Genomic DNA, 26,209 nt, shown 5'->3' with positions numbered 1-26,209 from the left:
TCGCGGCATTCGGGCGTATAAAGCGGAATGACGTGATCGCCCTTCCTGACCGAAGTCACCCCCGGACCGACATCGACGACGATGCCGGCACCCTCATGGCCGAGGATCGCCGGGAACAGGCCTTCGGGATCGGCACCCGACAGGGTGAAATCATCGGTGTGGCAGATGCCGGTCGCCTTGACCTCGATCAGCACTTCACCTGCTCTCGGCCCCTCAAGCTGAACCGTCATCACCTCAAGCGGCTTGCCCGCCGCAACCGCGACCGCTGCTCTTACGTCCATGGGAAACCCTCCATAATCAATAGTCTATTTGTGATACTTTGCTTAATTTATTAGCTGGCAGTTCTTGCCCACAAATCACGTATTTCCTGTTTCATCATCAGGGATTCTTCCCAGCGGTCGGTGGTATCCTCGCCGTCTCTTCCGGTGATGGCATAGGGCTTCGGCCCCAGTTCGCAGGTAAAGGCGAGCGTCGCGTCCTTGTCGGCGCGCTTCCGCCAGCTTTTGAAACCATATTCCCACCAGCCGAGGAAAAGATCGACCCAGGGTCTGTGATGCGGGAAGGAAATTTCGATCTGAACTTGTTCGCGGGAGGCAACGCGGCCGTGGAAGGCCCAGGAGCTGTCCAATATCCGGTGAATAAGCGCATGGTTTTCGTCTGATACCGGCCAGGCGAATTCCCGCCCGACAAGGAAATGGGAGATATCGCCGAGCAGCCGCAGATCCGGCAGCCGATCGAGCAGGTCGAGCGTGAAGAACAAATCCGTCGTCATGCGATCGCGATGCGTCTCGATCCAGACATCGATGCCGGCCTCTTCCGCCAAGCGTTGCCATCCCTCCAGCAGAGGAATGCAATCCTCAAGCCGCCGCAGGCGAACGTCCGGCTGCAGACAGATGTGATGGACATTATATTCGGCGGCGATCTCGAGCACCGGCTTCAGATCGTCGACGGTCTTCGGGAAGCACTGCCCCTCCGCCTGCAAGCCATACTGCCTGAGCAGACCCGCAATGCGGGAGACGACATTACGATCGTGCCAGTGAGCACTGATGCCATCGAAGCCGGCAGCTGCGATCTTATCGACATTTTCCTCCAGGGAAAGCTCCGGATATCTCGCGCTGCGTCGCTCCATGGACCAGAGCGACTGGAATATGAGCAAGTTCTGCATAGGTCCTCCCGTACCAGTGGCTTGCTCAGATCACGAATCCCGGGGCTTGGCCAGTCAGCTCGATGATGGGTTTTGATCATGGGCGCGTTTCATTGCAAAGCGGATGTATTGGCTTGGTCGAGAACCCTCGGGCCTGATGGTTTTTCATCAAAATACTCCCGGACGCCGATCGGCTCCATCGGTAACTCTTTCCAAGCGGTCATTTGGGCCGCTGTTTCCTGGGAGGAGAACATGCTGAAGTTTTTGAGTGCAAGCGCGCTCGCGCTCGTGCTGTCGTCGCAAGCCTACGCCGCCGACAGGATCGGCGTTTCGATGGGCTACCTGACGACCAATTTCCAGACCCTGATTGCCAATGGCATGCAGGATTACGCCAAGACCAAGGGCCTCGACCTGCAGGTGGTGGACGCCGCCAACGACGTCAATAAGCAGCTCGATCAGGTGCGCAATTTCGCAGCCGGCGGTGTCTCAGCCATCATCGTCGATCCGGTGGATTCGGACGGCACACCTGCGATCAGCAAGATTGCCGAGGATGCCGGCATTCCGCTGATCTACGTCAATATTCAGCCGACTGATCTTTCGACGCTCGGAAAAAAGCAGGCCTTCGTCGGGTCGAATGAAACCGAATCCGGCACGCTGCAGACAAAGGAAGTCTGTCGCATGCTCGGCGGCAAGGGCGATGTCGTCGTCATGGTCGGCGATCTCAGCAGCCAGGCCGCACGTCAGCGGACGCAGGATGTTCACGATGTGCTCAAGACGGGCGGTTGCAGCAGCATAAAGGTGGTCCGCGAGCAAGTCGGCAACTGGAGCCGTGTCGATGGCGCCGATCTGGTGTCGAACTGGCTGACATCAGGCCTGTCGTTCGATGCCGTCATCGCTAACAACGACGAAATGGCGCTTGGCGCGATCTCGGCCATCAAGAATTCAGGCGGTTCGACAGACAAGACGATCGTCGCAGGCATTGATGCGACGCCGGATGCGTTGCAGGCGATGAAAGCAGGCGATCTAAAAGTCACCGTATTCCAGGACGCAAAGGCGCAGGGTCGCGGCGCCGTCGACATTGCAATCAAGGCCATCAAGGGCGAGCAGATCGACCGGGAAGTCTGGATCCCTTTCAAGCTGGTGACGAAGGAGAACATGGTTCAATTCGAGAGCCTCAACTGAGTGGAAAAGCGCCGGCAACGTAGAGCATGACTGCCGGTGTACGGGAAGGCGGGGCCGTGGCCTCCCCTTCCCCGATTGCGGCCCGGCGAATTTCCCGCCGCTGTGAGCAAATTTCATCAAATCAATGCTGTCGTTTCCCGCCGGCACCGCCGACACTGACCGCATCGTTTCATTCACCGGGAGGCACATCATGGACGACACGCTCTACGGCACGCGCGACAAGCGCGGCGACTGGAAGCCCAACAAACTCTTGCAATATCCGCCTGTTTTCATCTGGCCGGCAAAACCGGTCGCGTTCTTGAAATGGTTCTTCGGATATCCCGGCTACCTGATGCCCTGGAATGTCGTCTATGCTGTCGTCGCAACGCTGCTTTGGCTTTACGCGACGCCCTCGATGGAGACCATGAAGACGCTGGCGCCGGGCTGGATCGCCTATCTTCTCGTACGCAACGCCGCGCTGGTCTTCCTGTTTTTCGGCGCCTTTCACCTGCGTCTCTACATGCAGAAGAAGCAGGGCACGAGCTTCAAATACAATAGCAAGTGGCCGTCGAAGGACAATTCCGCCTTCCTCTTCAGCAACCAGACCGTCGACAATGTGATCTGGACCTTTGCAAGCGCCGTACCCCTGTGGACAGCTTTCGAAGTGCTGACGCTCTGGGCATTCGCGAACGGCATCATTCCCTATGTCGATTTTGTCGAACACCCGATCTACTGCGCCATCGTCATGCTGCTGATCCCGGCGTTCCGAGATCTGCACTTCTATCTCGTGCATCGGCTGATCCACTGGCCGCCGCTCTATCATGCGGTCCACAAGCTGCATCACAACAACGTCAATCCTGGCCCCTGGTCAGGCCTCGCCATGCATCCGGTCGAGCATCTTTTGTATTTCTCGGGCGTGCTCATCCATTGGATCGTGCCGTCCAATCCGATCCACGCACTGTTCCATCTGACACATGCCGCGCTGGCGCCAGCGCCGGGACATGCCGGCTTCGACAAGATCGTCATCGGCGAGGAAGCCGGGATCGATACCCATGCCTATGACCATTACCTCCATCATAAATTCTTCGAGTGCAATTATGCCGATGGCGTGATCCCGCTCGACCAGTGGTTCGGCACCTTTCATGACGGCTCGAAAGAGGCTGAGGACCGCATGAACAAGCGCTTCATGGAACGCGCCAAGAAATACGCCGAAAAGCAGGCTCGCCGCTCCGGCACGCCAAGCTAGCAAGCAGCGGAAGCCTGGCCGGATTAGTCCGGCCGGGACAAGGATCTCAAGGACTTGCCAAAGGCGCCATGTGCTCCATATGCGCGCATTGAGCTCTCCCCCCGCCACCGGTTCAATCGGCCGTTGATGGCGGGAAATGCCGGAGCCTGCGGCCCTCCTTCCGCAGGCTCCGGCCTTGTCACTTACCGGCGAGTGGATGCGGCGGGGCCAATATTTTCCGCCGTATAAGTCAGGAACGGTACGGGCTCCTGGCTGACTGGAACATCGATAATCGCCATACGCGATAGTATGGTATCCAGCGCGCGCCTTGCCTGGGTCTCAGGCGCTTGATCGAGAACAAGGGTCATCAGCCCCGAGGCGATGAAGCGGCGCGTTTCGTCGTTAAGCTCATGCGCGATCCAGACGCAATCACCTCCCCTTTGCTCCTGAAAGCGCTGAAGCACCGAGCCGACGCCAAGATTGGCGCCGCCGGCATTATAGACGCCGACCACATCCGGACAGCGGTGCAGCGCCTGCGTCATCATCTCGGCGGATTTTACGTCGTCATCCTGGCCGAACACGACTTCGGAAAACTTTAGTGCCGGACTGCCACGGGAGCCAAGATAATCGGAAAAGCCGCGAATGCGTTCCCTGTGGATCTGATAGGCCCAGCTATGACAAATGGCGACGATGCTTCCTTTGGCGTGGCGGAGCATGCGTGACATGTAGAAGCCAGCAGTGCGGCCCGCGGCATAATTGTCGATGCCGACGAACACGTCATCCCGGCCGGTCAGGTAGGAGACGATTTGCACGACTTCGACACCGGCGGCACGGGCTTTTCGCAGACTTTCCCGGATGGCCGGATGATCGATGGCCGCAACGATAAGGCCATGTCGGCGAATGCTGCTATCGGCGATATGCGCAGCAAATCTCTCCGGATCGCTCTCCTCGACGAAAGTCCGGTGGACTGTGATCGAGCTGTCGAGCGAGGCAGCGATCCGCTCGAAGGCTCGATTGAGCCTGCTGAAGAATGGCGACTCCGGCCTGACCAGAATGACTTCGATGCGAATCGTGCCGCGATAGAGACTCGGGATGATCCCTTTGTAGCCTAGCCGCTTGGCGGCCAGCACCACCTTTTCCGCGGTCTGCGGCCTGACGCTGCCACGTTCGTTGAGAACGCGTTCAACGGTCGCAAGGCCGACACCAGCGGCGGCGGCGATGTCCACGAGACGTGCCTTCTTCATTTCGCTCCTCCCTGATGAAAAATGATCATAATCGGCGTGGAATGTGAAGGGTCATTTCGCGCATGCTTGAAACCAGTTGGGAGGGAAAAACGATGCGCGATCAAAGCGCAACGGCAACCTGCTCCCAAGACTGGACGATGCTTTTCGCGCCTTGCGGCGAATGCAATGAGGAGGAAGAAATGACGAACTGGGTTGATGCCTGCGCTGCTGATGAAATCGATCAGGAGGATGTTGTCCGCTTTGACCACGCCGGGCGAACCTTTGCGATCTATCGCAGCCCTGACGATGAGTATTTCGCCACGGATGGGCTTTGCACCCATGAGAAAATCCATCTGGCCGACGGGCTCGTCATGAACGATACGATCGAGTGTCCGAAGCATAATGGCCGCTTCAGCTACAAGACGGGTGAAGCACGGGGTGCACCAGTCTGCATCAATCTGAAAACCTATCCGGTCAAGGTGGAAGGCGATCGCATCATGATCGGAATCAGCGCATGAGTAGCGATGCTGGCATCCTCATCGTCGGCGCCGGCGAATGCGGCGCGCGTGCCGCGCTGAGCCTGAGGGAGAGCGGCTATCGGCAGGCGATTACCCTCATCGGCGACGAGATCCATCTCCCCTATGAGCGACCTCCCCTTTCCAAACAGATTTTGCTCGATGCGACAGAGCCAAAGCTGCCCGCTGTCCTCAGCGATATCGTACTGGCCGAGCATGCGATCCGGCATATCGGCGGCGCCTCGGCCGATGCCATAGACACGTCGGGAAAGCAGCTGTTCTTTTCCGATGGTCGGGCACTGCCTTATGACAAATTGCTGCTGGCGACCGGCGCGGTTCCAAGGCGATTGCCGAATGCTCCCGTCAGCAGCCGGATAGTCTATCTGCGGACGATCGATGATGCGCTTGCGCTGCGTGCCCTTGTCCGAGCGGATATGCATGTGGCTGTTCTTGGAGGCGGTTTCATTGGACTTGAGGTCGCCGCATCGGCGCGCACGCGCGGCGCGAAGATTACGGTCATCGAGTCCCAGGAGCGTATTCTCAAGCGTGGTGTCCCCGAACCGATTGCCGAAACGATCACCGCCTTGCACCAAGGTAATGGCGTCGTCGTGAGATGCGGCGTGGCGGTTCTCGGGCTCGAAGCTGACGAGCAAGGTGTCGATATTTCTCTTTCCGATGGAGATACGATTTCGGCCGATATGCTCGTCGTCGGGATCGGCGCGCAGCCACGTACCGAGCTTGCCGCTCGGGCCGGTCTCGCGATCGATAACGGCGTTGCGGTCAGTGAGCGTCTGGAAACATCGGTGCACGATATCTATGCCGCCGGCGACTGCTGCTCGTTCCCGCATCCACTCTATGGCGGCCGTCGGCTGCGTCTTGAAGCCTGGCGCAATGCTCAGGACCAGGGCATTCTCGCCGCCGCGAATTTAATGGGCGCGGCTCGCATCTATCAGGCCGTTCCCTACTTTTGGTCCGACCAGTTCGATCACACTCTGCAGATCGCAGGCCTCGTCGATGAGGGTCGCACGGTCGTCCGCAGGGATCTTGGGGACGGTGCCTTAATCCTGTTTCATCTCGACGACCAACAACGGTTGGTCGCCGCAAGCGGTGTCGGACCGGGCAATAAAATCGCCAAGGATATCAAGCTTAGCGAGATGCTGATTGCCAGGCGCGTCATCCCGCCGACCGAGGTGCTCGCTGGCAATGCGAACCTGAAATCGCTGCTACCGCGAGCGGCCTGACGGCGCATTCATGAGCAGATATCATAAGTGCTTGCGGCATTCGGGTGCTAATCCCGAGTCCGGATCTTCCTACATTCTTTTAGCAGTTCCCGAAGGTCTCGCAGCGGCGGCAATTGGCACAGTGCCACGGCGAAGACCGAGATGCGCCTATCGCCATCATCGGCTTGCGCGACGGCAAGAATGTCGAATGGCTGGAGAAGGTCTCGGACCAGGACTATCTGAAGTAATCTCGCACAACGGCGACCGCATTTTATGAAATCCGCCGATCCGGCTGTTCTTGCGTCCGTGACGGCAATCTCCGACAAGCACAGGAATGAATCAATGCCTCACATAATTTTGAAAATGGCAGTGGGAAGGACCGAAGCAATGAAGCATGCGGTGGCTGAAAATCTGGCCAAGGCTGTCATCGAAACGCTTGGCGTTGACGAGAGTTCGGTCTCCGTCGCGATCGAGGATGTGGCGATGTCCGATTGGGCCGAGAGGGTCTATGTCCCCGATATCCAGGACAAGTCCGATACGATCTATAAGAAGCCGAGCTACGATCCGTTTCGGTAAGAGGCAGGTCGATCGGGTATGGTGGAGAGACGCAGACTACCATCTGCGTTGATACTCGCGCTCACGCGATCATAGTTCTCAATACTCAGATGCGGCGTGAATAACGGCGTCCGATGGGTGGCGCTGATCACAAGCACGGAAGCGCCCGAGGCTTCCGCCGCCTCTATTCCCGCAGGCGCATCCTCAAAAACAAGACATTGTTCAATGGGTTGCGCCAGCATTCTTGCAGCCAGCATGAAGCAATCCGGTGCCGGCTTGCCATTCTGTACATCCTCGCCGGCGATTAGAACTTCCGGCCAGGGAATACCGGCCGCGGCAATGCGGACCTTGGCGAGTTCGCGTGGGGCGGAGGTGACGATCGCCCAACGATCCGGCGGCAGGCTTTTCAGAAAGCCGATCGCGCCTGCAATGGGTTCGACGCCGGCAACGTCATCGATCTCGGCTTGAGTGAGTACCCTGACCTCTTCGGCCGGGTCGATCCCTGACAGACCGAGCCCAGTGATTGTCTCGATCGCCTTGCGGCCATGGACGGTTGCCAGCAGGGCTATAGCATCCACACCACGTTTCTCCGCCCAGGCGGTCCAGACCCGTTCGGCGACCGCAATCGAATTCAGGACGGTTCCATCCATGTCGAACAGGAAGGCGCCGAAGGGGCGGTCGCTAAAGGGCATCAGGATCGATCCTCGGCTTTCTGATTGGATGACAGACGATCAAGAATAGCCTGTGCCGTATTGGCGTCGGTGACCAAGGCATTGATCATTCCCGATCGTGCCGCGCCGATAATGCCGCTTGCCTTGCTGGGAGTTGCGGCAACAGCGATGCAGAGCGGCACCTTGCGCAATTGCGCGGGAGAGGCTGCAATCATCGCCTCCTCGCCATCCCAGTGCAGGATTTCTCCGGCCTCGGTGACGTAGTGGCGCAGCACATCTCCTGCCGCATGGCTCAGTGCCCTTTCGCCCGGCAACGCCGTTTCCGAGGGGGTTGCCGCATGTGTCAGTCCCACGCCGACGATTGCCGCATCCAGTCTGTCCCAGAGGGAGGTCACCTGCTGCACGGTAGGGTCCCCGAGAAATGCATCCCGGAGTTCGGTCGAAGAGATATAGGGCGCATGCAGGAAATGCGGCACGCCGCCCATCTGGACCGCCGCCTGACGCACGAATTCATTGATCTGGAAGTGGGCTGCCGCCTGCTGCATGCCGCCGTTCAGTGCGACCGTCACGATGCCTGGCAATTGCGGCAGGCCCGCCATTGTCACCTCGCGCACCGCCCGCCCCCAACCAATGCCGAGCGTCGAACCGGAGCGCAGGCCCGCCTGCTGTAGAAGCGAGCCGACCGGCGCAGCAAGCGCGCTCAGCACATTTGATGACGGCGTATCGATCACAGCAGCGGTGCGCAGCTTCAGGCCGTCGATCAGCGCAGCATTCAGGTCTTCGGCGGGTGAAAGATCGATTACTTCGATCCGGACGATTCCGACCGCCCGGGCTCGCTGCAGCAATCGCGAAACCGTCGCCGTCGACAGGCCGAGCTTCCTGGCAATATCCACCTGCGCCATATCGGATTGGTAGTGCAGTTTGGCGACCGTGTGCAGCAATGCGCGATTTGCCGCAGCCTCCTGCGATTGAGACGAATTCAGGTTGAAATTCCTTTCTGCAATGTGTTACACATACGGCACTTGAGGAGTTATCGCTTAAAAAGGCCGGTTTCGCAACGCTTATACCGCGCATGAGAGTCCTCAATTTCAAGAGCAATGCCCTCTTCGAGGAGTGGAGAAGGCGTGCCCGCATGGGTGCCGTTTCGCAACGGCTGGAGGAAGGATCACATGACCAAATTGACGACAGCGGAGATGCGCGGCTACCAGCAGATTTGTGGTAGCGACGGTGCCATGATGGTGATTGCCTGCGACCAGCGCGGCGGCATGCGCAGCCTTCTGGCCAAGGACCCGGCCGAGCAGGCGGCGATCTCCGACAAGGTGCTGGGAGACACGAAGGCCGATATTGCCCGCTTTCTGGCAAGCAAGGCGTCCTGTGTTCTCGTCGATCCGATCTGTGCCGTGCCGGCGCTGGTCGATGATCGGGTTCTCCAGCGCGATACCGCGCTGCTGATCGGTCTCGACGCTTCCGGCTGGGATACGTCGCCGGAAGGCTATCGTCTATCGAAGCTGGTTCCCGGCGTTTCCGCGCGCCGCGTACGCCAGCTGGGGGCGACAGGCGGCAAGATCATGGTCTATCTGCGCTCGGATCGAGATACGGCGAATGTCCATAATATCCAGATCCTGAAGCAGTGCATCGAAGACTTCGCACATGAAGATCTTCTGCTAGTCGTTGAATTCCTGACTTACAAGTTCGAAGACGAGGATGAGGCTGACTATAAGGCGAAGCTGCCGTCTCTGATCGTCGGCGGCAGCAAGATCTGCCTCGATCTCGGCGCGAAAGTCTTGAAGATCCCTTATCCGGGGTCATCGGAAGCTTGCGCCGAAGTCACACGCCTTTCGGGCGATGTGCCATGGGCAGTGCTGTCGGCGGGCGTCGACCACGCAACCTTTCTGACGCAGGTCGAAGATGCCATGCGCAACGGCGCATCGGGCGTCATTGCCGGCCGCTCGCTGTGGAAGGACTGCATCTCGCTTGATCGCTCGGTGACGAAGGATCGGCTGGAAACGGTCGCAGTGCCAAGGCTTCGTGAAATCCAGGCCGTCATTGCAACGCACTTCAAGGGCACGGGATCGCACGAAGCTGATCAAAGGCAACGCGCCCATGGCTGACACCGCCATCGGCGTCGATATTGGTGGCACGAATATTCGCGCTGCCCTCGTCTCCGCCCAGGGCGAGCTTCTTGCCAAGCTATCGGAACGAACCCCGGCCGATCCCCTGGTGGTATTGGAGCGCGTCATTGCGATGGCGCGTGAGCTCGATACACCAGAAGTCTTGGGGATCGGTGTCGGCATACCCGGGCGGGTCGATGTCGATAGTCGCGAGATCCTGTCTGGCGGCATCCTCAATCTTTCCGGCCTCGACTTCGTTAAGCGGCTCGAGACAGCTCTTCAAAAGCCTGTTGTCATCGAGAATGATTGCAGCATGGCGCTGATCGCCGAAATGCGGATCGGTGGCGCCAAGGGCTATCAAAATGTGGCGATGCTGACGATCGGGACGGGCATAGGCGGTGCCGTTGCCCATGCCGGGCGCATCTACCACGGGCACAAGGCGGCAGGGCAACTCGGCCATATTTGTGTATCGCAGGATGGTCCGCCCTGCCCTTGCGGCAGACGCGGCTGCGTCGAGACCTTCAGTTCCGGAACCGCTTTGCGCCGACACATCGCCGAATCCGGATTGCCGGTGACGACAATCCGCGAAATCTTCGACATGGCGGCGGAAGGAAACGCCACGGCAGTCCACGTGCTGCGCCAATGGGCAACGCCGTTGCGAGCCGCTCTCGACAATATCGCAGCAACCATGGACCCGGAGATTATCTTGCTCGGCGGTGGGCTTGGCTGTGATGCCGCGCGAGCTCTTGCCGATTTGCCGGCGGCCGCGCCGTGGTTTTGCCCCGCCATATTGCCGGCGAAGCTCGCCGACGATGCCGGCGTGATCGGCGCAGGGCTTTCGATTTTCGGCGCCGATGCCCTGCCTCAAGGAAAGCGGGTTGTTCTCGTCAACGGCGTGCCGGCTTCCGGCAAAAGCCGGCTGGCCAAGGCTTTGTCGCTGCGAACCGGCTGGCCGATTCTGTCTCTCGACAGCATCAAGAACCCGTTCCTGCAGCATATCGGTCCGGTCGACCGCGACTTCAATCGGACGTTGGGAAAGGCGAGCTACCAGGCGATCTGGTCCTTTATCGCCGAGGCGCCGGCCAGTTCGACCTTCATCATCGATGCATGGTTCGGCTTTCAGCCAAAGGCCCAGCTCGAGAGCTACATCAGTGCTGCGCAGATAGACCATGTCGCAGAACTCTGGTGCAAGGTGCCCGGAGCTGTTGCCGGGGAGCGTTACGCCAGCCGGCTGAAGGACCGATTGCCGGGACATCCGGGTGCCGAATATGTGCCGGAACTGATAGCGCTTGCCGATCGGGCCGAACCCATGAGCTGTGGTGCCGTGATGACGGTCGACCAGACGCAGGAACCGGATATGGCGGCCATCATGGCCTGGCTTTCAGGGGTCTTCGAGCCCGAATGATGGACGTCGCCGTCCAGGCAGACGGCATAAATGCGAAATATTCGTGAACCGTCGTGCGACCCTATGTCTTCGACGGATGACGATATCGTGCGCATGGCGAGATTTTGTAATTATATCAACAAGATGAAGGAAATTCGTTACAGAAAAAAATTACTTGACGCGCCGGGGTAACCCACTGATTATCGCTTTGCCGGACAGGGGAGGTTCGGCTTCAAGAGGAGGAAAATTATGGAGCGCCGCTCATTTCTCAAGGCTTCGGCCGTGGCATCGCTCGCTACCGGTGTTGCGGCTGTTGCCGGCACCACCAAGGCTGCAGACAAGAAGTTTACGATTGCCCTTATTCCGGGCCTGACCACCGATGCTTTCTACATCACCATGCGCAAGGGCGCCGAGGCCGCAGCCAAGGCTGTCGGCGCGACGCTGGTGTTTCAAGGCGGCCCGGATTTCAACCCGGTGACACAGGTTCCGGTTCTTGACGCGGTGATCGCCAAGAAGCCCGACGCAATTCTTATCGCGCCGACCGACAAGGATCAGCTGATCCAGCCGCTGAAGAAGGCTGCCGATGCCGGCATCCCGATCATCACCGTTGATACCTTCATCGGTACGGGCGTCTATCAAACCGGCAAAGGCGACGCCGACTTTCCGCTGTCCTATATCGCTTCCGACAACCTGCTCGGCGGTGCGATTGCAGCGCGCGCGCTGGCAAAGGCCGTTGGCGAAAAGGGCAAGGTTTACGTTTCCAACGTCAAGCCCGGCGTGTCGACCACCGACCAGCGTGAGCAGGGCTTCAAGGAGGAAATGAAGAAGTATCCGAACATCACCGTTCTGGAGACGCAGTATAACGACGACGACGCCAACAAGGCAGCATCGCAGCTGCAGGCCGTCTTCGCACGCAACTCCGATCTCGACGGCGTTTTCGGGGCCAATCTGTTCTCCGCCCTTGGTGCGGCCAATGGCGTGCAGCAGGCCGGCCAGACCGGCAAGATCCGTGTGGTCGCGTTTGATGCGCCGACGTCCATCGTCGACAACATCAACTCCGGCCTCGTCGATCTGGCGATCGCGCAGCACCCGGCTGAAATCGGCTATTTCGGTGTGATGGCAGCTTACGCGCATCTCACCGGCAATTCGATCCCGACGGCGATCGGGACGGGCTTCACTGTTATCGACAAATCGAACGTCGCCGACAAGAAAGTCGCGAAGTTCATCTACTCCGATTGATGCGGAGATAGTCTGTGCCTCGTCGATCGACGAGGCACATCATCCAACGATGATAGAGCGAACGGCGCTGTGATCTTCGCGCCTGCAACGCTTCAGTTTGGACCAGTCCATGACAATCGACAATGCAGAGGTCCGCAAGGCGGATCAGCACGTGGCACCGCAGGCGGACCACGGCGACCAGGCAAAAACCATTCTAAACCGCATCGCGCAATTACGCGCATGGCTCTTTCTTGCCGCACTTATCGTGACTTTCGAGATCTGGGCACGGATCGATTTCGGCGGCACCTTCGTCGGCTCGAGCTTCAACTGGCAGTCCGTCACGATCTTCGCGGTGGCGCCGCTGCTCTTGGCGATCGGACAGACCTTCGTCATCATCTCCGGCGGCATCGATCTATCGACAGGCTTCATCATGGGCCTTGCCGCGGTCGTCGCCGCGCATATCGCCAATATTGCCGGGCTCTACATGCCGCTGCCGGTGGCAATGGTATTCGGCATTCTCGTCGCCATGCTGGCCGCTGCCGTCCCCGGCTTCATCAACGGTCTGCTGATCTCCCGTCTCAAGGTTCCGCCATTCATCGGCACGCTTGGCATGTTCGGCGTTGCCCGCGGCACGGCCTTCCTGATTGCCGGCGGTACCACCGTGCCGGTCAAGAATTCCTATTTCGCCGAGCTCGGCAACGGACGATTCTACGGCGTGCCCTATCTGGTCATCGTCACGCTTGTCTTCGTGGTCATCATGCATTATCTGCTGAGCCAGACACGCTTCGGCCAGCATAATTACGCCATCGGCGCCAATGCGCAGGCCGCCCGCCGTGCCGGTATCGACATCAAGTCTCACTTGCTGCGGCTCTACATTCTCTCGGCTGTCTGCGCAGGCTTGGGCGGCGCGCTCTATGCCGCCCGTTTCACCGCAGGTGCCGCCCAGGCGGGTGAACCATTGCTGCTTGATAGCGTGGCTGCCGTCGTCATCGGCGGCGCAAGCCTGTTCGGCGGCTCCGGTACGATCATCGGCACCGTTGCCGGCGCTCTCGTCATCGCCGTCATCCAATACGGCCTCGTCTTCATGAATGTGGAGCCGTTCTGGCAGTTCATCGCCGTCGGCATCGTCATCATCATTTCGGTGCTCATCGACCAGGCGCAGCGTCGGTTCAGCGGAGCAAAACAGGATGAATAGTGCAACTCCCCTCCTCGAGGTCCGCAATCTCTCGCGTTATTTCGGCGCGGTGCGTGCCCTCGACAATTGCTCCATGGTTGTCCGGCCTGGTGAAGTCGTCGCACTTGCAGGCGATAACGGCGCCGGCAAGACCACGATGATCAAGGCGATCTCCGGCGTCTATCCGCCGACGGCGGGCGAAATTCTGATCGAAGGCAAGCCCGTCACCTTCTCCTCGCCGCAGGATGCGCGCGAGAAAGGCATCGAGACGATCTACCAGGATCTGGCACTGGCCGACAATCTGACGATCGGCTCCAACATCTTCCTTGGGCGTGAGCCGATGAAGAAGCTTTTCGGCTTCCTGCCGGTCTTGGACCGCAAAGCCATGGCGGAAGCCGCACGCAAGACGATGGCCGAGCTGGACTTTCACGTGAAGCGGCTCGACGCGCCCGTCAGCAACTTCTCCGGCGGCCAGCGCCAGGCGGTTGCGATCGGACGCGCGGTCTATTGGAATGCGCGCATCCTCGTCATGGATGAGCCGACCGCAGCACTTGGCGTACCCGAACAGCGCAAGGTCGTGGCTCTCATCAAGTCGCTGAAGGCGCAGGGACGTGGCGTTATCTTCATCTCGCACAATCTGCAGGATATTTTCGCGGTCTCCGACCGCATCGTCGTCCTGCGCCGCGGGATTGTTGCCGGCGAGCGCAATATCGCCGACACCAATCACGAGGAAGTCGTAAGGCTCATGATTGGCGGCTAAGCCTGTCACTGAACCGACCTCTGTTGAAAACAAGGTGATAGCGATGACATGTCATCGCTATCACTTTTAGTTTGTGTTGGGCCTGTAGGCCCCCACTTGCTGCTGATTGCGCTTTTCTCCGCGCCGAACATTGCCTCGCAATGAGATAGCGGTGTTCTTCAATCGATATGACTGTTGCTGGCCATGTGCTGTGCTATGCGTGATATCTACCTATCCCAACGACCAATATCGGCTGGAAGAGCATTCCGGCGAAGATCGCGGGAAACCGAGCGCATGAGGCAGGCAGGAATGAGCAAGACGGATAATATCGTGTCCTTCACTGGGGCGCCCCCGACGGTGCGCGATATTGTTGCAATTGCGCGGCGCAACGCCACGATAGCTATTTCTCCGGACGTCAAAGACAAGATCAACGCTGCGCGTGCCGTGGTCGAACGCTATTTGGCCGCCGATCAGCCGGTTTATGGGTTGACGACAGCATTGGGCGCAGGCGTCGACACGCGGCTCGCTGCGGACGACCTGATCGCCTTTCAATTGCGTGTGCCGCAAGCCCGTGCAGTCGGGGTTGGGCCGGCGCTGCCGCGCGAAGCCGTCAGGGCGATGATGGCCGCCCGCATCGCTGGCATGGCGGCTGGCGGCTCCGGCGTATCACTCCCGGTTTTCGCCGGCCTCGTGGCCGCGTTGAACGCCGGCTTTCATCCGGTGGTGCCTTCGCTCGGCTCTATCGGTGCCGCCGATCTTGCGCCTTTGGCACATATGGGACGTGCTTTGCTGGGGGACGGCGAGGCAGAACTCGATGGCACGGTTATGCCAGCGCTGGATGCCCTCTCGAAAGTCGGTCTGCCCCCTTTGCCGATAGCGCCGAAGGATGGCCATGTCCTCGTGGTTGCCAACAGTCTGTCGGTTGGCAAGGCATGCCTGTGCATCGAGGATATCGAGCGACTATTCGATTGGTCGCTTGCGGCAATCGCACTGAACTTCGAAGCATTCCGCGCCAATGCATCGGCCTTTGACGACCGGGCGTTGGTGGCGAGACCGGCCTTCGGCCAGCGTGAGACGGCCGCCCGGCTTCGCGAGTTGCTTTCGGGAAGTTCTCTTCTGGCGGATGGCGCGGCGCGGCGTCTGCAGGATCCGTTGAGTTATCGCTGTGCCCCGCAGGTCTGGGGCGCTCTCCTTCACGCGATCGGCGAAGCACGCGCCGCGACCGAGATAGAGCTCGCCAGCTCCGGCGATAATCCCGTCGTGCTCGTCGAGGAAGGGCTGATCCTGTCGCATGGCAACTTCGACATGACGGCGTTCGTTCTCGCATGGGAGCGGCTCGGCCAGGCAATCGCCCATTGTGCGGCGGCGATCGCCTATAGGACGATGAAGATCATGTCAGCGGCCATGTCGGAGCTGCCGCGCTTCCTGACACCGCTCGGGCAGAGCAGAACCGGCTTTGCCACCGTGCAGAAAACGGTTTCTGCACTCGAAGCGGAGATACGGCATCTGGCCATACCGGTATCGCTGACGCCCATCCCGGTGGCCGACGGCGTCGAGGATCAGGCCTCGATGGCGCCGAGCGTTCTGTCGAAGATCGAAGCGATGATCGAGCGGCTGCGCTATCTTGTGGCGATCGAGCTGATCGCCTCGGCCCAGGCAGTCGAATTGCGTGGCGTTACGGGCGAACTTGGCAGCGGGACGCTGGACGCCTACCGGCAGGTGCGCCAACTGGTGGCACCGCTCGACGAAGATCGTGCCCAAGGCCCTGATTTTCAGAGAGTGTCGGAATTCATCGCAGAAACTGCCGCGAAGGCCGCTCCCTGATCGAAAATGGCGGCAAGGCAGTTCACGCCCTCCGCTTCGCTTTCTCGCAGGCCGTCCGGCGGCCCGCATCATCCGATAGACCGGTACAGCCGGTGACATGCTGGAGAACGGTAATGCAGGAAATCTGGATCGACTATCTGAATGCCATAGACGCCAAGGCGCTGGCGCTTTCCAATGACGAAATCCTTGACGCCGTGACCAAGGCGCTCGATGCACAGGGGCGCGGCGAGACCGTCATCGAGCCTCGTGTCCATCTCGTGCCCGAGAGTTCAGACAAGGGCCACTTCAACGTGCTGCGCGGCTACGTGAAGCCGCTCGACTATGCCGGCGTCAAGGTCGTTGGCGATTTCGTTGACAACTACAAGCAGGGTCTGCCTTCGGAACTGGCGGTCCTCAATCTCTTTGATCCGCGCACCGGCGTGCCGAAGGCGATCATCGACGCGACCGCCATCACCGATATGCGCACCGGCGCCGTCACCGCCATCGGTGCACGTCATCTCGCTCGCAAAGATAGTAAGATCCTCGGCCATATCGGCGCCCGCGGCACCTCCTACTGGAACGTGCGCCTGCTCGATCACATCTTCGATTTCGACGAAATCCGTGTGCATTCGCGCCGACCGGAAAGCCGCGATGCCTTTGCCGCACGGCTTGAGAAGGATCTCGGCAAGAAGATTATCGTCACGGACAATTGGGAGGATTGCCTGAAGGGCGCCGATATCATGATCGAGGCGAGCCGCTTGCCGGAGCCGACGCCGCTCTTCAAGACCGCCTGGGTCAAGAAAGGCGCCTTTGTCGTGCCTTACGGCACGATGAGCGCGCTCGAATTCGACTTGACCGATATCATGGACAAGGTCGTCGTCGATGACTGGGGACAATGCGGACCGGGGCGTCCCTTCGGTGCCCTTCGCCGCCATGTCGACGAAGGCAAGGTAACGGCCAAGACGCTGCATGCTGAAATCGGTCAGATCGTCTGTGGCGCCAAGCCGGGCCGTGAAAGCGATGAGGAGACCATTCTCTTCTGGCACCGCGGTCTCAGCACGACCGATGTTGCACTCGGCGCGGCAATGGTCGAAAAGGCAAAGCGCATGAATATCGGCCAGCGGCTTCGGTTTGCGTGACGCGCCATGACGATATCTCCCGCCCCTGCCATTGCCTGCTCACGAATGTACAATCTGAGCCCGAAGATATCTGGCCTATGGGATCGCCTCTTCCAATGGCTTGGCAACCGGTCAGGCGTCGAACTCGAAGTCATTGCCCATGCCGCTCCAGCGCCTCTGTCCGAGCTATGGGCACGTCCGGACATGGGCGCCGTCTTCATGTGCGGCTTTCCGTTCTCGCGGCTGTCACCGGCGGAGCGCCCGCAGCCGCTGGCAGCGCCCGTTTCTCTGGCGGACTGGGCAAACGGCCAACCGATCTATGCAAGCCACATCGTCGCTGCTCAAGGCAAGTCGCTCACAGAAGCGGATCTCGCAACCGCGCGCTGGGGCTGGACGGTGCGGGATTCTCAGTCCGGCTATAATGCGCCGCGAGAATTCTTTGCCACGCTTGCGGATAGGCCCGCGGCGGCGCAAGTCGCCGGCCCGCTCCTCAACCCGCGCGGCGTGATCGACGCTATTCATTCGGGCGTCATCGATGTCGGCGCCATCGACGCCTATGCCTATCAGCTCCTAGCATTGCACGAGCCGGAGATGATCGCGCCGTTGCGTATCGTGGCCACCACGAAGCCAGCGCCCTTCCCCCTGCTGGTAGCCTCGCGGCTGCAATCGCCGGATATTGTCGACGCGCTACGCACTGTTCTTCTCGGCGCGCACCAAGATCCGGAGGGGCGCGATATTCTCGCATCGCTCGGATTGGCTGCTTTTGCCGAGCCGGATGTTGCTGCTTACGAACAGCTTCCCGCAAGAGCGCGAGCCATCGATGCTGCCCTCGGCACATGGTGAGGTTCGAACGAGCTAAATCAATAGCCGGCACATTATGCGCTGGCGACCTGCTTCAATAATTTCTCTGCTGCGATGCCCAGGCATTCCTCGAAGGCCGTCAGATCCAGAAAGAGCTGATCCGGCGCGACTTGGCGCGTGACGATGACACCGTCACGCGCCGCTATGCCGCCGTCGAGCATCAGATTGTCGGCCATATCGAAATTTTCCAGCGACATGCCGTCGGGGCCGCGGTGGCGTCCGTCCGCACCGAGTTGAACCGCGCCCCCATAGAGCCTCCTCACACGCTCGAAGTGGTTATCGATGCAATTGGAAAAGGCAAATGCCGGGCAGCCGCGGGCACACATGAAACCGAGTTCGAAGGCCGTGCCGATATCGGCCGCGATACCCCGAAACGGCGTCAGATTGGCGATGATGAGATCGGCACTCGTCATCAGTTTCTCATTGATCGAGCTGATGGCAAGGCCACGCTGCCGACGCGTCTCCGTCTCAGGCACGGCAAGGTCACCGGGCGAAACCGGCGTAAAGCCGTAGCGACGCGTCAGCGCGATCTTGCGATCGAGGATTTCCCTTGCATTCGGGAGGAAGACTTCCGGGCCTGCCAGATATGCTCTCAACGCCTCACCTCTTTAACGGAATCTTGCACCGCAGCAGTTGCGGAACCATATGAAGCCTATGGCTGATTCAAGGCGCTGCCGCCATAGCTGGGCGCATAATTTACGAAATCGCGAAATAACGGCGATTACCGTTCCCGGTCGCTGACGAGACGCGTATAGTTCCCTTCGGATCGAATGGCGCTCTTGGTCCATGACAGGTGACGGAATTTGTGGGGTATAGAAATGCAATCTTCTCTTGAGGCCGTTGCCGCCTCGACACAGGACGACCAAGGCAATTGGCCGACGAAACAAAGCAAGATCCTCGATTGGCTTATGAACGATGTTCGCGAGCAGCGATTCATTGACAATATCCTCGTCGAACTTTGCGAGAAAATGCGGGCGATCGGAGTTCCGATTGGAAGAGCGACGATGCATTTCAGAACGTTGCATCCGCAATGGCTCGGCGCGAGGATTCTGTGGCGCACCGGTATGAAAGAGGCAGATATCGCCACTTTCAGTTACGGCGTTGAGAAAACGCCGCAGTTTCTGGCAAGCCCGATCAACGAGATCTTCAACGGCGCGACTGAAGTCCGGAAAAATCTCGAAATCTGCGAAAAGGTGGAACTGAACTATCCGCTTTATAAGGAAATGCACGCGGAGGGGCTGACCGACTATATCGCCTGGCCGATTTACCACACGCTCGGCAAGCGCCATATCGTGACCTTTGCCTCGGATGCTCCCGGCGGCTTCACCGAACAGCACGTCACCTTTTTGAAGGACCTGCTGCCGGCCCTGACGATGGTGACCGAGATCCGATTGAAGAACATCATGGCGCGCACGCTCCTGCGCACCTATGTCGGGCCGCATGCCAGCGAAAAGATCCTGGCTGGCGCCACGACGCGCGGCAGCGGTACGACCGTCGGTGCGGCGATCCTCATTTGCGATTTGCGCGATTTCACCACGATCTCGGACATGTGGCCGCGCGACGATGTCATCGAGCTGCTCAACGGCTATTTCGACGCGATGGTCGACCCGATCGAAAAGCATGGCGGCGAGATCCTCAAATTCATGGGCGACGGCCTGTTGGCCATTTTCCCGTTGAGTGATGCAAATGCGTGTCACAATCTTCTTCTCGCCATCAGCGAGGCGCAGGCGAGTGTTGCCGTGCTCAATGAGGAAAATCGCAAGCAAGGCCGCGAAGTGCTGCGCTATGGCGTCGGCGTACATGTCGGCGATGTGATGTACGGCAATATCGGCTCGCGCACGCGCCTTGACTTCACGGTCATCGGTCCAGCCGTCAATATCGCCTCGCGGCTGGAGTCCTTGACGAAGGAAGTGAAACGGCCGGTGCTGCTGTCCAAGGCTTTCGTCGACATGGCCGGCTGCCAGCGAGATATGGAAAGCCTCGGCTCCTTCCCTCTCAAGGGTCTTGGAGAACCGGTCGATGTGTTCGCCTTTGCCGCCAAGGAAGTCTTGCTTCAGCATGGTTGACGGGTAAGCAGGGCGAGCTTTGCCCTGCAAATCCTCGATTTTGTACGGCGCGATTCAGTCGGTAGCAAAACGTGAAATGGCCAAAGGGTGCCGCGGTGGATGGACTTCCCTATATTGTGAAGTGGATCATGACGATAGCCGCCTTATTTTTGGGATCGTTCTGCGCGTACGAACGTTAAGTAAGGGTTGATTCTATCGGCTCGACCACGAGGGTGCCTGCCACCCATAATACTCTGACAAGGAGAAAACAGATGAGAAAAATCCTGACCCTGGCGTTTTCAGCAGCATCGTTGATCGTTGCGGGCGCGGCGGTGGTACGGGCGGCAGATATGCCGACGACCTATCGCGAAGAAGAGCCGGACCAGCGCAACGGCGTGAAGATCGGCTACCTCGAATGCGAAATCGGCGGCGGTGTCGGCTATGTACTCGGCTCGGCAAAAGAGGTGGATTGCACCTTCCATTCGACGGTCGGACGCGAGCGCGTTGATCATTACACTGGTGCGATCCGAAAGATGGGCGTCGATCTCGGCTTCACGACCCGCAGCCGGCTCGTCTGGCTGGTCTTCGCGCCGACAGCCGGCTATCATCACGGTTCTCTGAGCGGCCTCTATCAGGGCGCTACCGTTGAGGCGACCGTCGGCGCCGGCGTCGGCACGAATATTCTCGTCGGCGGCACCTCCGGTTCCATCCATCTTCAGACCGTAAGCGTGACGGGGCAGCTCGGCCTCAACGTTGCGGCAACCGGTACGTCAGTAACCCTGACCTCGGCCGATTGAGGCTTTCGGCCACAATCTTAAACCACGGTATGGCCGCTTCCGCCTGGCGCTGGAGCGGCCATATTTTCATGAGCCGCAGCGTGGGTCCGTTTCGCCTATTGCGTCTTTCAGTGCGAAATCGATTTCTCGGCGCGCTCGCCGAGCGTTATAGCTATGCAAAACCAAGAGATTCTTTGGAGCTAGATTCATGACCGATACCGTCACCGATCGCTTTCTTCGTTATGTTGTCGTCGATACGCAATCGGACCCGACTTCGGCCACGCAGCCCTCCACCGCAAAACAGAGGAATCTCGGCCGCATTCTCGTCGAGGAGCTGCTGGCGATCGGGCTTGGCGATGCGCATCTGGACGAACATGGCTACGTCTATGCCACCATTCCTTCGAATGTCGACAAGCCGGTTCCCGTCATTTGTTTCTGTTCGCACATGGACACTGCACCCGATTTCACCGGCACGAATGTCAAGCCGCAAATCCTGCACGACTATTCCGGCGGCGATATCCGCCTGAGCGGCAATCTGCAGCAGGTTATTCGCGTTGACGAACACCCTGCCCTGCGCGATCAGATCGGCAATGACATCATCACGTCGGACGGTACGACACTGCTTGGAGCCGATGACAAGGCTGGCCTCGCCGAAATTGTTGCGGCTGCGAAATATCTTGTCGATAATCCCGATATCCGCCACGGCACCATCAAGCTGCTGTTCACGACGGACGAAGAGATCGGGCGTGGTGTCGACAAGGTGGATTTGAAGAAGCTGGGAGCGCAATTCGCCTATACGGTCGATGGTGAAACGGCGGGGCACATAGAAGACGAGACTTTCTCCGCCGACAGTGTCGAGGTCGTTATCCACGGCGTCGCAATCCATCCGGGCTTTGCCAAAGGAAAGATGGAAAATGCCATCAGGATTGCCGGCGCGATCATCGACAAGCTGCCGAAGGACATAGCTCCCGAAACGACGGACGGCCGGGATGGCTTCATCCACCCCACTGGCATCAGCGGCTCGATGGAAAAGGCTTCACTCGGCTTCATCATCCGTGATTTCGGCGAGCCGGGCCTAGCCGATAAGGAGACTAGGCTGGAGGCGATCGTCAAGGACGTCATGACGGCCTATCCCGGCTCCTCGCACACGTTCACCGTTCGGCATCAATATCGCAACATGAAGACAATCCTCGATCGCTATCCGGAAATCGTCGAAAATGCTGTCGAAGCCATCCGCCGTGCCGGCATGACGCCAGTGCGCGGCAGCATTCGCGGTGGCACTGACGGTTCCAGGCTTTCGTTCATGGGCCTGCCCTGCGCCAATATCTTTGCCGGTGGGCATGCCTTTCATTCGCCGCTTGAATGGGTCAGCCGGCAGGATATGGAAAGAGCCGTCAAGACGCTCGTCGAGTTGACGAAGGTCTGGGCGGAACGCTCTTGAGCGTCCCGAGAATAGGCTCCATTCATTCTTGGGAAGCCTGGTAACACTGTCGCGGAACAGGTCATTTTCGTCTACCTGGAACTAAACTCCTTGTCATTATGCAAGCCATCCGTGAATTTTTATATTGAAGCATTACTAAATTAGATTATTCTGTAATGTAGTCTTGGGAGGAGAGGAGAATAAGGAAGCCCCTTCATTCCAACTCTACGGTGCGCGCGCTCCGGCAATCAGAAACAGGCTGACAAAAGCCTACGCTGAAACGGAGTTTAGTCATGAGAGTACAATCTTCACGGATGGCAATCGCTGCATCCGCACTTTTTCTATTGGCCTCAACAAGTTATGCAGAGCCCGGCGGCGGGACGGATCATGGCGGCAGCCGGTCCGGAAGCGGCGGACTGGGCGCGGGTGTTGGCGTATCGGTCGGCGGTATCAACGCTGGTTTGGGCGCCGGGCTTGGCGCCAATGGGCTTAATGCCGGCGTCGGAGCTTCCGTTGGCGGCACGAACGGCATCAATGCCGGAGCGGCCGCTTCCGTATCCGGAACGAGTGGTGTCAATACGGGTGTCGGCGCATCCGTTGGCGGTTCCAGCGGAGTCAATGCCGGTGTGGGTGCGTCCGTCAATAGCAATGGCGTCAACGCCGGTCTCGGCGCTTCGGTCGGAGGCTCAAGCGGTGTCAATGCTGGCGCTGGCGTCTCCGTCGGCGGATCCGGAGTAGGTGTCGGTGTGGGTGTCGGCGTCGGCGGGAGTGGTTCAGGCGGCGGCAACGGCGGTGGAACCGGCACCGGCACTGGTTCCACAGGAGGTACCGGCTCCACGGGCGGTGCTGGCTCCAGCGGAACCGGCATGGCAACCGGTGGAACGGGCGGCACGAGCGGCTTTGGGCTGGGTTCGGGTAGTTCCGGCACGGGATCGAGCACGCGCACCCTTGCCGCTTTCCGCATGATGTCGAGCGCTGAGCAGAAACGTATGCTGATTGCCTGTCGTCAGGTGACTGCATCCGGCAATTTCGATGCTGGTCTTGTCAGCCTTTGCCGGCTGCTGCGCAGTACGGCGAGCGCCGGTGGCCTGTAGGCGGTTCGCCGCCGGGCGTCCTGGCGCCCCTTCGCTTTAGGATAAAACTCTGCGCCCGTTGCCTCGATCTCGGCAATGGGCGCAGATATGTGTCCCAATCACCAGTCTACGCGGGCCACATTGTCGATCATCTGCCGGCTGCGCCGTAGCATCATGCCTGGTGCATCCACGGCTTTGTTCAAAAGATTGCGCGCGCCGGCAAGCGGATGAAATCCGACCCTTTCCTCCAGTACGGGAGGCGAATCGTCGTTTGCAAGCGGCGGAGCAGCCTCTGCATATTCAGGATGGCCTGTTATCAGCGGGTCCTGCGTTTCACATTGCGGCAGGCAGCGATCGAAATGCTCCACGTCCCCGGATGACGCGACCTTGGTCTTTGCGACATCGGAATGCGATACAACGCGCTTTGCTGGCGGATTGGTTCTGGCCATGGCAGCAAGTGGCGAAGGCTGCGGAATTGGCACCGCCATCTGCGGCTTTGCTGGGCTCGCATCTACTGCCAACTGCAATTGGTTCATGGCAAGTTGCGGTGCGGGCGCTGCGCGATTGATCGCGATGCGGCCGCTGTCGTCGATGAATTGTAGGGTGCGGTCTACGGGACCGGTTTGAACAATTACATAGAGAGCACCGACAACGGTACCGCAAACAGCAAGCCCGGAACCCAGTCGCCGGGTCGTCTCGCTTTGACCATTCCACCATCTCATAGGCTGCGTATCCATTGAACGCTCCTTTAGACAAAATCTCGGATAGCAATCTTCATGCGAAGTGTGGCGCGGCTTTTACCGAAACATGGCCAATTGCAGACCTTTTGCAAAGAAATGTTGACGGATGCGCTATGTGCATCGGGGCGGCACGTATGATCCGCCGCTCAAGGGCCGCCGTTCAGCCCATGCATTTGAAAGCCGCGTCTGGAGCACAGCCGTTCGTAATAAGCCTCGATAACAGGCAGATGCGGTTTTTCGGCCGGCAATGCGCGCCAGCGATGGAGGGACAGACCGATGGGAATATCGGCAAGAGTGAAGCTATCGCCACAGACATAACCGCCTTGTCGATCGATTTCGACGCCGATGCGAGCGACCAGGTCCGAAAATGCCGCTACCGAGCGTGTAATGACTTCCTTGTCCTGATAGTCTGGATTTCTGCGCACGAGTCCCTGAAAGGCAACCCGCCAACTGTTGTTGAAATCGGAAACCTGCCACTCCATCCATTTTTCGATTGAAGCGCGCAGCCTTGCATCATCCGGTAGCAGATCCTTGCGCCCACGACTGGCGGCAAGATAACGCAGGATCGTGTTTGATTCCCACAGAACGAAACCGGCGTCATCGATCGCTGGCACCATGCCGACCGGATTGAGGCGCAGAAATTCCGGCTCCGATGTCGATCGCGTCCCGCCGCCCCAATTCTCCATGCGATAGGCAGGGTTCATTTCTTCGCACAGCCAAAGAACCTTGCGGACATTGATGGATGCGCGGTAGCCGAAGATCGTCAGCATTAGATGGGTACCCTCCCCGCGATGAATTGGATGCAGTTGCTTTCCAGCCTCACGCATCCGTCCTGCAGGCGACAACGCCCAGCCGCGAACGCATCAACTCGGAAGAAAGGTAGGCTCATCATGTACTGTCCTCTTTTCCAGTCGGATAATCGAGGCAATACCGGCAGAGGCAATTTCTATCTTGTCATTGGGACAATTCAGTCGGCTGTAAATCCGATGATTTTTGCTGAAGCTGGTATGCGCCGAGGGCGGCGCGTTTCCTTAAGTATGCTGGAGATCGGGCTAACATCTCCGTTCATAATACTATTGGGAGAACTGCGCTGGAAGCTTAGGCTCTTGTTCGACCGTCGGTCCGATTTCGCGGATAGCGAGTATGAGCGAAACGGCTGTGAACATGCGGTAAGAATTGACGTTTCCGCCGCTGCTATATGACAAAAGCGGCGAATCATGCCGTGCAAATGGCGGCTTCAAAAACGCTGATTCGCTTAAATTGAATCTTGTATTCTCCCCATATCTATCCTGGCGGCAGGTGAATTGCATCGGACATTATTAACCATGTTTTTCAAAAATATTTATTATCTATGGGTATTCGCTAAATAAATCAAAACTCTACTTTGGCGGTATTCTTTCGATACTGTCGCACCTGCCCTGCCGGTTTCCCGCCTGATTGCCAGCGAAGCATATATGTGCTTATTTTATTATATTCTGATATTTCTGAAGCGCATGCGAGGGGGAATGTGAATGCTGAGAATGCTCTGCGGCGCCACCCTTATTGGTATCGCAATGACCATGGCAGCATCGTCCGCGATGGCTGCCACTGCAACTGCCAATATGACGGTTACCATTACCATCCAGGCAACGTGTCTCGTCCAGAGTGCCAATACTCTCAACTTTGGCACCAACGGTGTCATCACCAGCAATATCGACCAGGCAACCACTATCGGTGTGCAATGCACATCCGGCCAGACCTACAATGTCGGCCTGAGTGCCGGCGCTGGCGCCGGCGCGACAACAGCTGTCCGTGTCATGACAGGCCCGGCAAGTGCGACGATCAATTATGCGATCTATAGCGATGCCAACCGAACGCAGACCTGGGGCACGACCATAGGCACCGATACTGTCTCGGGCACAGGCAATGGTGCGGTCCAGAACATAAATGTCTATGGCCGGGTACCCCCACAGACCACCCCGGCTGCGGGCGTCTACACCGATACCGTGGCGGTTACCGTCACCTACTGAAAACTCACAGATCCAGGAGGCCGT

The 26,209-nt window shown here is 59.0% G+C and carries 26 protein-coding genes; 18 read left to right on the top strand and 8 right to left on the bottom strand.

Annotated features, from left to right (window positions below):
* Together GA0061100_RS19205 and GA0061100_RS19200 are read right to left on the bottom strand one after the other, a co-directional pair.
* Positions 1 to 281: alcohol dehydrogenase catalytic domain-containing protein (locus tag GA0061100_RS19205; RefSeq protein ID WP_159444797.1), on the bottom strand; the 281-nt coding region annotated here is incomplete at its 3' end.
* Positions 282 to 331: 50 nt separating this feature from the next.
* The gene (locus GA0061100_RS19200) at positions 332 to 1,165 is read right to left on the bottom strand and encodes a sugar phosphate isomerase/epimerase family protein (protein ID WP_075854292.1); all 834 of its coding nucleotides are present in this window, start codon (positions 1,163 to 1,165) and stop codon (positions 332 to 334) included.
* A 231-nt stretch (positions 1,166 to 1,396) separates the two neighbouring features.
* Between GA0061100_RS19200 and GA0061100_RS19195 the strand changes: the two genes are divergently transcribed.
* Both GA0061100_RS19195 and GA0061100_RS19190 read left to right on the top strand, forming a co-directional pair.
* Positions 1,397 to 2,326, top strand: coding sequence for a sugar ABC transporter substrate-binding protein (locus GA0061100_RS19195; protein ID WP_075854291.1), 930 nt, complete (start codon positions 1,397 to 1,399; stop codon positions 2,324 to 2,326).
* Positions 2,327 to 2,516: 190 nt separating this feature from the next.
* Positions 2,517 to 3,551, top strand: a complete 1,035-nt coding sequence (locus GA0061100_RS19190) for a sterol desaturase family protein (RefSeq protein ID WP_075854342.1) — start codon at positions 2,517 to 2,519, stop codon at positions 3,549 to 3,551.
* Between the two features lie 182 nt (positions 3,552 to 3,733).
* Here GA0061100_RS19190 and GA0061100_RS19185 read toward each other — a convergent pair whose 3' ends face one another.
* On the bottom strand, positions 3,734 to 4,774 hold the full coding sequence (locus GA0061100_RS19185; protein ID WP_075854290.1) for a LacI family DNA-binding transcriptional regulator: 1,041 nt from the start codon (positions 4,772 to 4,774) through the stop codon (positions 3,734 to 3,736).
* Positions 4,775 to 4,953: 179 nt separating this feature from the next.
* Between GA0061100_RS19185 and GA0061100_RS19180 the strand changes: the two genes are divergently transcribed.
* The 3 genes from GA0061100_RS19180 to GA0061100_RS19170 all read left to right on the top strand — a co-directional run bounded on the left by GA0061100_RS19180 (position 4,954) and on the right by GA0061100_RS19170 (position 7,064).
* Positions 4,954 to 5,271, top strand: coding sequence for a MocE family 2Fe-2S type ferredoxin (locus GA0061100_RS19180; protein ID WP_075854341.1), 318 nt, complete (start codon positions 4,954 to 4,956; stop codon positions 5,269 to 5,271).
* Positions 5,268 to 6,509: an NAD(P)/FAD-dependent oxidoreductase gene (locus tag GA0061100_RS19175; RefSeq protein WP_075854289.1), complete on the top strand. Its 1,242-nt coding sequence runs from the start codon at positions 5,268 to 5,270 to the stop codon at positions 6,507 to 6,509. Before GA0061100_RS19180 ends, GA0061100_RS19175 begins: the two co-directional genes overlap by 4 nt.
* A 321-nt stretch (positions 6,510 to 6,830) precedes the next feature.
* Positions 6,831 to 7,064, top strand: a complete 234-nt coding sequence (locus tag GA0061100_RS19170; RefSeq protein ID WP_075854340.1) for a tautomerase family protein — start codon at positions 6,831 to 6,833, stop codon at positions 7,062 to 7,064.
* Here GA0061100_RS19170 and GA0061100_RS19165 read toward each other — a convergent pair.
* Together GA0061100_RS19165 and GA0061100_RS19160 are read right to left on the bottom strand one after the other, a co-directional pair.
* Positions 7,046 to 7,735 (bottom strand): HAD-IA family hydrolase, encoded by a 690-nt coding sequence (locus tag GA0061100_RS19165; protein ID WP_075854288.1) that lies wholly within the window; start codon positions 7,733 to 7,735, stop codon positions 7,046 to 7,048. The two genes, GA0061100_RS19170 and GA0061100_RS19165, sit on opposite strands and share 19 nt — an antisense overlap.
* On the bottom strand, positions 7,735 to 8,655 hold the full coding sequence (locus GA0061100_RS19160) for a sugar-binding transcriptional regulator (RefSeq protein WP_208621554.1): 921 nt from the start codon (positions 8,653 to 8,655) through the stop codon (positions 7,735 to 7,737). The genes GA0061100_RS19165 and GA0061100_RS19160 overlap by 1 nt, the downstream gene beginning before the upstream one ends.
* A gap of 228 nt (positions 8,656 to 8,883) precedes the next feature.
* On the opposite strand from GA0061100_RS19160, the gene GA0061100_RS19155 reads away from it, so the two are divergent.
* From GA0061100_RS19155 to GA0061100_RS19120, 8 genes are all read left to right on the top strand, one after another.
* Positions 8,884 to 9,825, top strand: coding sequence for a tagatose-bisphosphate aldolase (locus tag GA0061100_RS19155; protein ID WP_075854287.1), 942 nt, complete (start codon positions 8,884 to 8,886; stop codon positions 9,823 to 9,825).
* The gene (locus GA0061100_RS19150) at positions 9,818 to 11,230 is read left to right on the top strand and encodes an ROK family protein (RefSeq protein ID WP_075854286.1); all 1,413 of its coding nucleotides are present in this window, start codon (positions 9,818 to 9,820) and stop codon (positions 11,228 to 11,230) included. The genes GA0061100_RS19155 and GA0061100_RS19150 overlap by 8 nt, the downstream gene beginning before the upstream one ends.
* Positions 11,231 to 11,458: 228 nt before the next feature.
* The gene (locus GA0061100_RS19145) at positions 11,459 to 12,448 is read left to right on the top strand and encodes a substrate-binding domain-containing protein (protein WP_075854285.1); all 990 of its coding nucleotides are present in this window, start codon (positions 11,459 to 11,461) and stop codon (positions 12,446 to 12,448) included.
* A 109-nt stretch (positions 12,449 to 12,557) separates the two neighbouring features.
* A complete protein-coding gene (locus GA0061100_RS19140) occupies positions 12,558 to 13,622 on the top strand; it encodes an ABC transporter permease subunit (RefSeq protein WP_075854284.1) in 1,065 nt (354 codons plus the stop codon).
* A complete protein-coding gene (locus GA0061100_RS19135; protein ID WP_015343065.1) occupies positions 13,615 to 14,361 on the top strand; it encodes an ATP-binding cassette domain-containing protein in 747 nt (248 codons plus the stop codon). The genes GA0061100_RS19140 and GA0061100_RS19135 overlap by 8 nt, the downstream gene beginning before the upstream one ends.
* Before the next feature lie 288 nt (positions 14,362 to 14,649).
* Entirely contained in the window at positions 14,650 to 16,164 is a 1,515-nt protein-coding gene (locus GA0061100_RS19130; RefSeq protein ID WP_075854283.1) for an HAL/PAL/TAL family ammonia-lyase, read from the top strand.
* A gap of 113 nt (positions 16,165 to 16,277) precedes the next feature.
* Positions 16,278 to 17,282 (top strand): ornithine cyclodeaminase family protein, encoded by a 1,005-nt coding sequence (locus GA0061100_RS19125; protein ID WP_075854282.1) that lies wholly within the window; start codon positions 16,278 to 16,280, stop codon positions 17,280 to 17,282.
* A 45-nt stretch (positions 17,283 to 17,327) separates the two neighbouring features.
* Entirely contained in the window at positions 17,328 to 18,104 is a 777-nt protein-coding gene (locus GA0061100_RS19120) for a phosphate/phosphite/phosphonate ABC transporter substrate-binding protein (RefSeq protein ID WP_075854281.1), read from the top strand.
* Between the two features lie 32 nt (positions 18,105 to 18,136).
* Here GA0061100_RS19120 and GA0061100_RS19115 read toward each other — a convergent pair whose 3' ends face one another.
* On the bottom strand, positions 18,137 to 18,718 hold the full coding sequence (locus GA0061100_RS19115) for a nucleoside 2-deoxyribosyltransferase (RefSeq protein ID WP_075854280.1): 582 nt from the start codon (positions 18,716 to 18,718) through the stop codon (positions 18,137 to 18,139).
* A gap of 222 nt (positions 18,719 to 18,940) precedes the next feature.
* On the opposite strand from GA0061100_RS19115, the gene GA0061100_RS19110 reads away from it, so the two are divergent.
* The 4 genes from GA0061100_RS19110 to GA0061100_RS19095 all read left to right on the top strand — a co-directional run bounded on the left by GA0061100_RS19110 (position 18,941) and on the right by GA0061100_RS19095 (position 23,457).
* Positions 18,941 to 20,188 carry an adenylate/guanylate cyclase domain-containing protein gene (locus GA0061100_RS19110; protein WP_075854279.1) on the top strand — a complete coding sequence of 416 codons (1,248 nt, stop codon included), beginning with the start codon at positions 18,941 to 18,943 and terminating at the stop codon, positions 20,186 to 20,188.
* Positions 20,189 to 20,439: 251 nt separating this feature from the next.
* Positions 20,440 to 20,964 (top strand): DUF992 domain-containing protein, encoded by a 525-nt coding sequence (locus GA0061100_RS19105; RefSeq protein ID WP_075854278.1) that lies wholly within the window; start codon positions 20,440 to 20,442, stop codon positions 20,962 to 20,964.
* Positions 20,965 to 21,151: 187 nt separating this feature from the next.
* Positions 21,152 to 22,384 (top strand): peptidase T, encoded by a 1,233-nt coding sequence (pepT, locus tag GA0061100_RS19100; protein WP_075854277.1) that lies wholly within the window; start codon positions 21,152 to 21,154, stop codon positions 22,382 to 22,384.
* 272 nt (positions 22,385 to 22,656) lie between these two features.
* Positions 22,657 to 23,457 (top strand): hypothetical protein, encoded by an 801-nt coding sequence (locus tag GA0061100_RS19095; RefSeq protein ID WP_075854276.1) that lies wholly within the window; start codon positions 22,657 to 22,659, stop codon positions 23,455 to 23,457.
* A gap of 98 nt (positions 23,458 to 23,555) precedes the next feature.
* On the opposite strand, the gene GA0061100_RS19090 is transcribed toward GA0061100_RS19095, so the two are convergent.
* On the bottom strand, positions 23,556 to 24,173 hold the full coding sequence (locus tag GA0061100_RS19090) for a hypothetical protein (RefSeq protein WP_075854275.1): 618 nt from the start codon (positions 24,171 to 24,173) through the stop codon (positions 23,556 to 23,558).
* A gap of 149 nt (positions 24,174 to 24,322) precedes the next feature.
* The gene (locus tag GA0061100_RS19085; protein WP_075854274.1) at positions 24,323 to 24,946 is read right to left on the bottom strand and encodes a glutathione S-transferase family protein; all 624 of its coding nucleotides are present in this window, start codon (positions 24,944 to 24,946) and stop codon (positions 24,323 to 24,325) included.
* Positions 24,947 to 25,687: 741 nt separating this feature from the next.
* Here GA0061100_RS19085 and GA0061100_RS19080 point away from each other — a divergent pair.
* On the top strand, positions 25,688 to 26,185 hold the full coding sequence (locus GA0061100_RS19080; RefSeq protein WP_075854273.1) for a Csu type fimbrial protein: 498 nt from the start codon (positions 25,688 to 25,690) through the stop codon (positions 26,183 to 26,185).
* Positions 26,186 to 26,209 lie beyond the last annotated feature (24 nt).

Source organism: Martinezella hainanensis, assembly GCF_900094555.1.
Classification (GTDB): Bacteria; Pseudomonadota; Alphaproteobacteria; order Rhizobiales; family Rhizobiaceae; genus Rhizobium; species Rhizobium hainanense.
The sequence above is the reverse complement of the archived record's forward strand: the minus strand, read 5'-3'. Positions and strand labels throughout refer to the sequence as shown.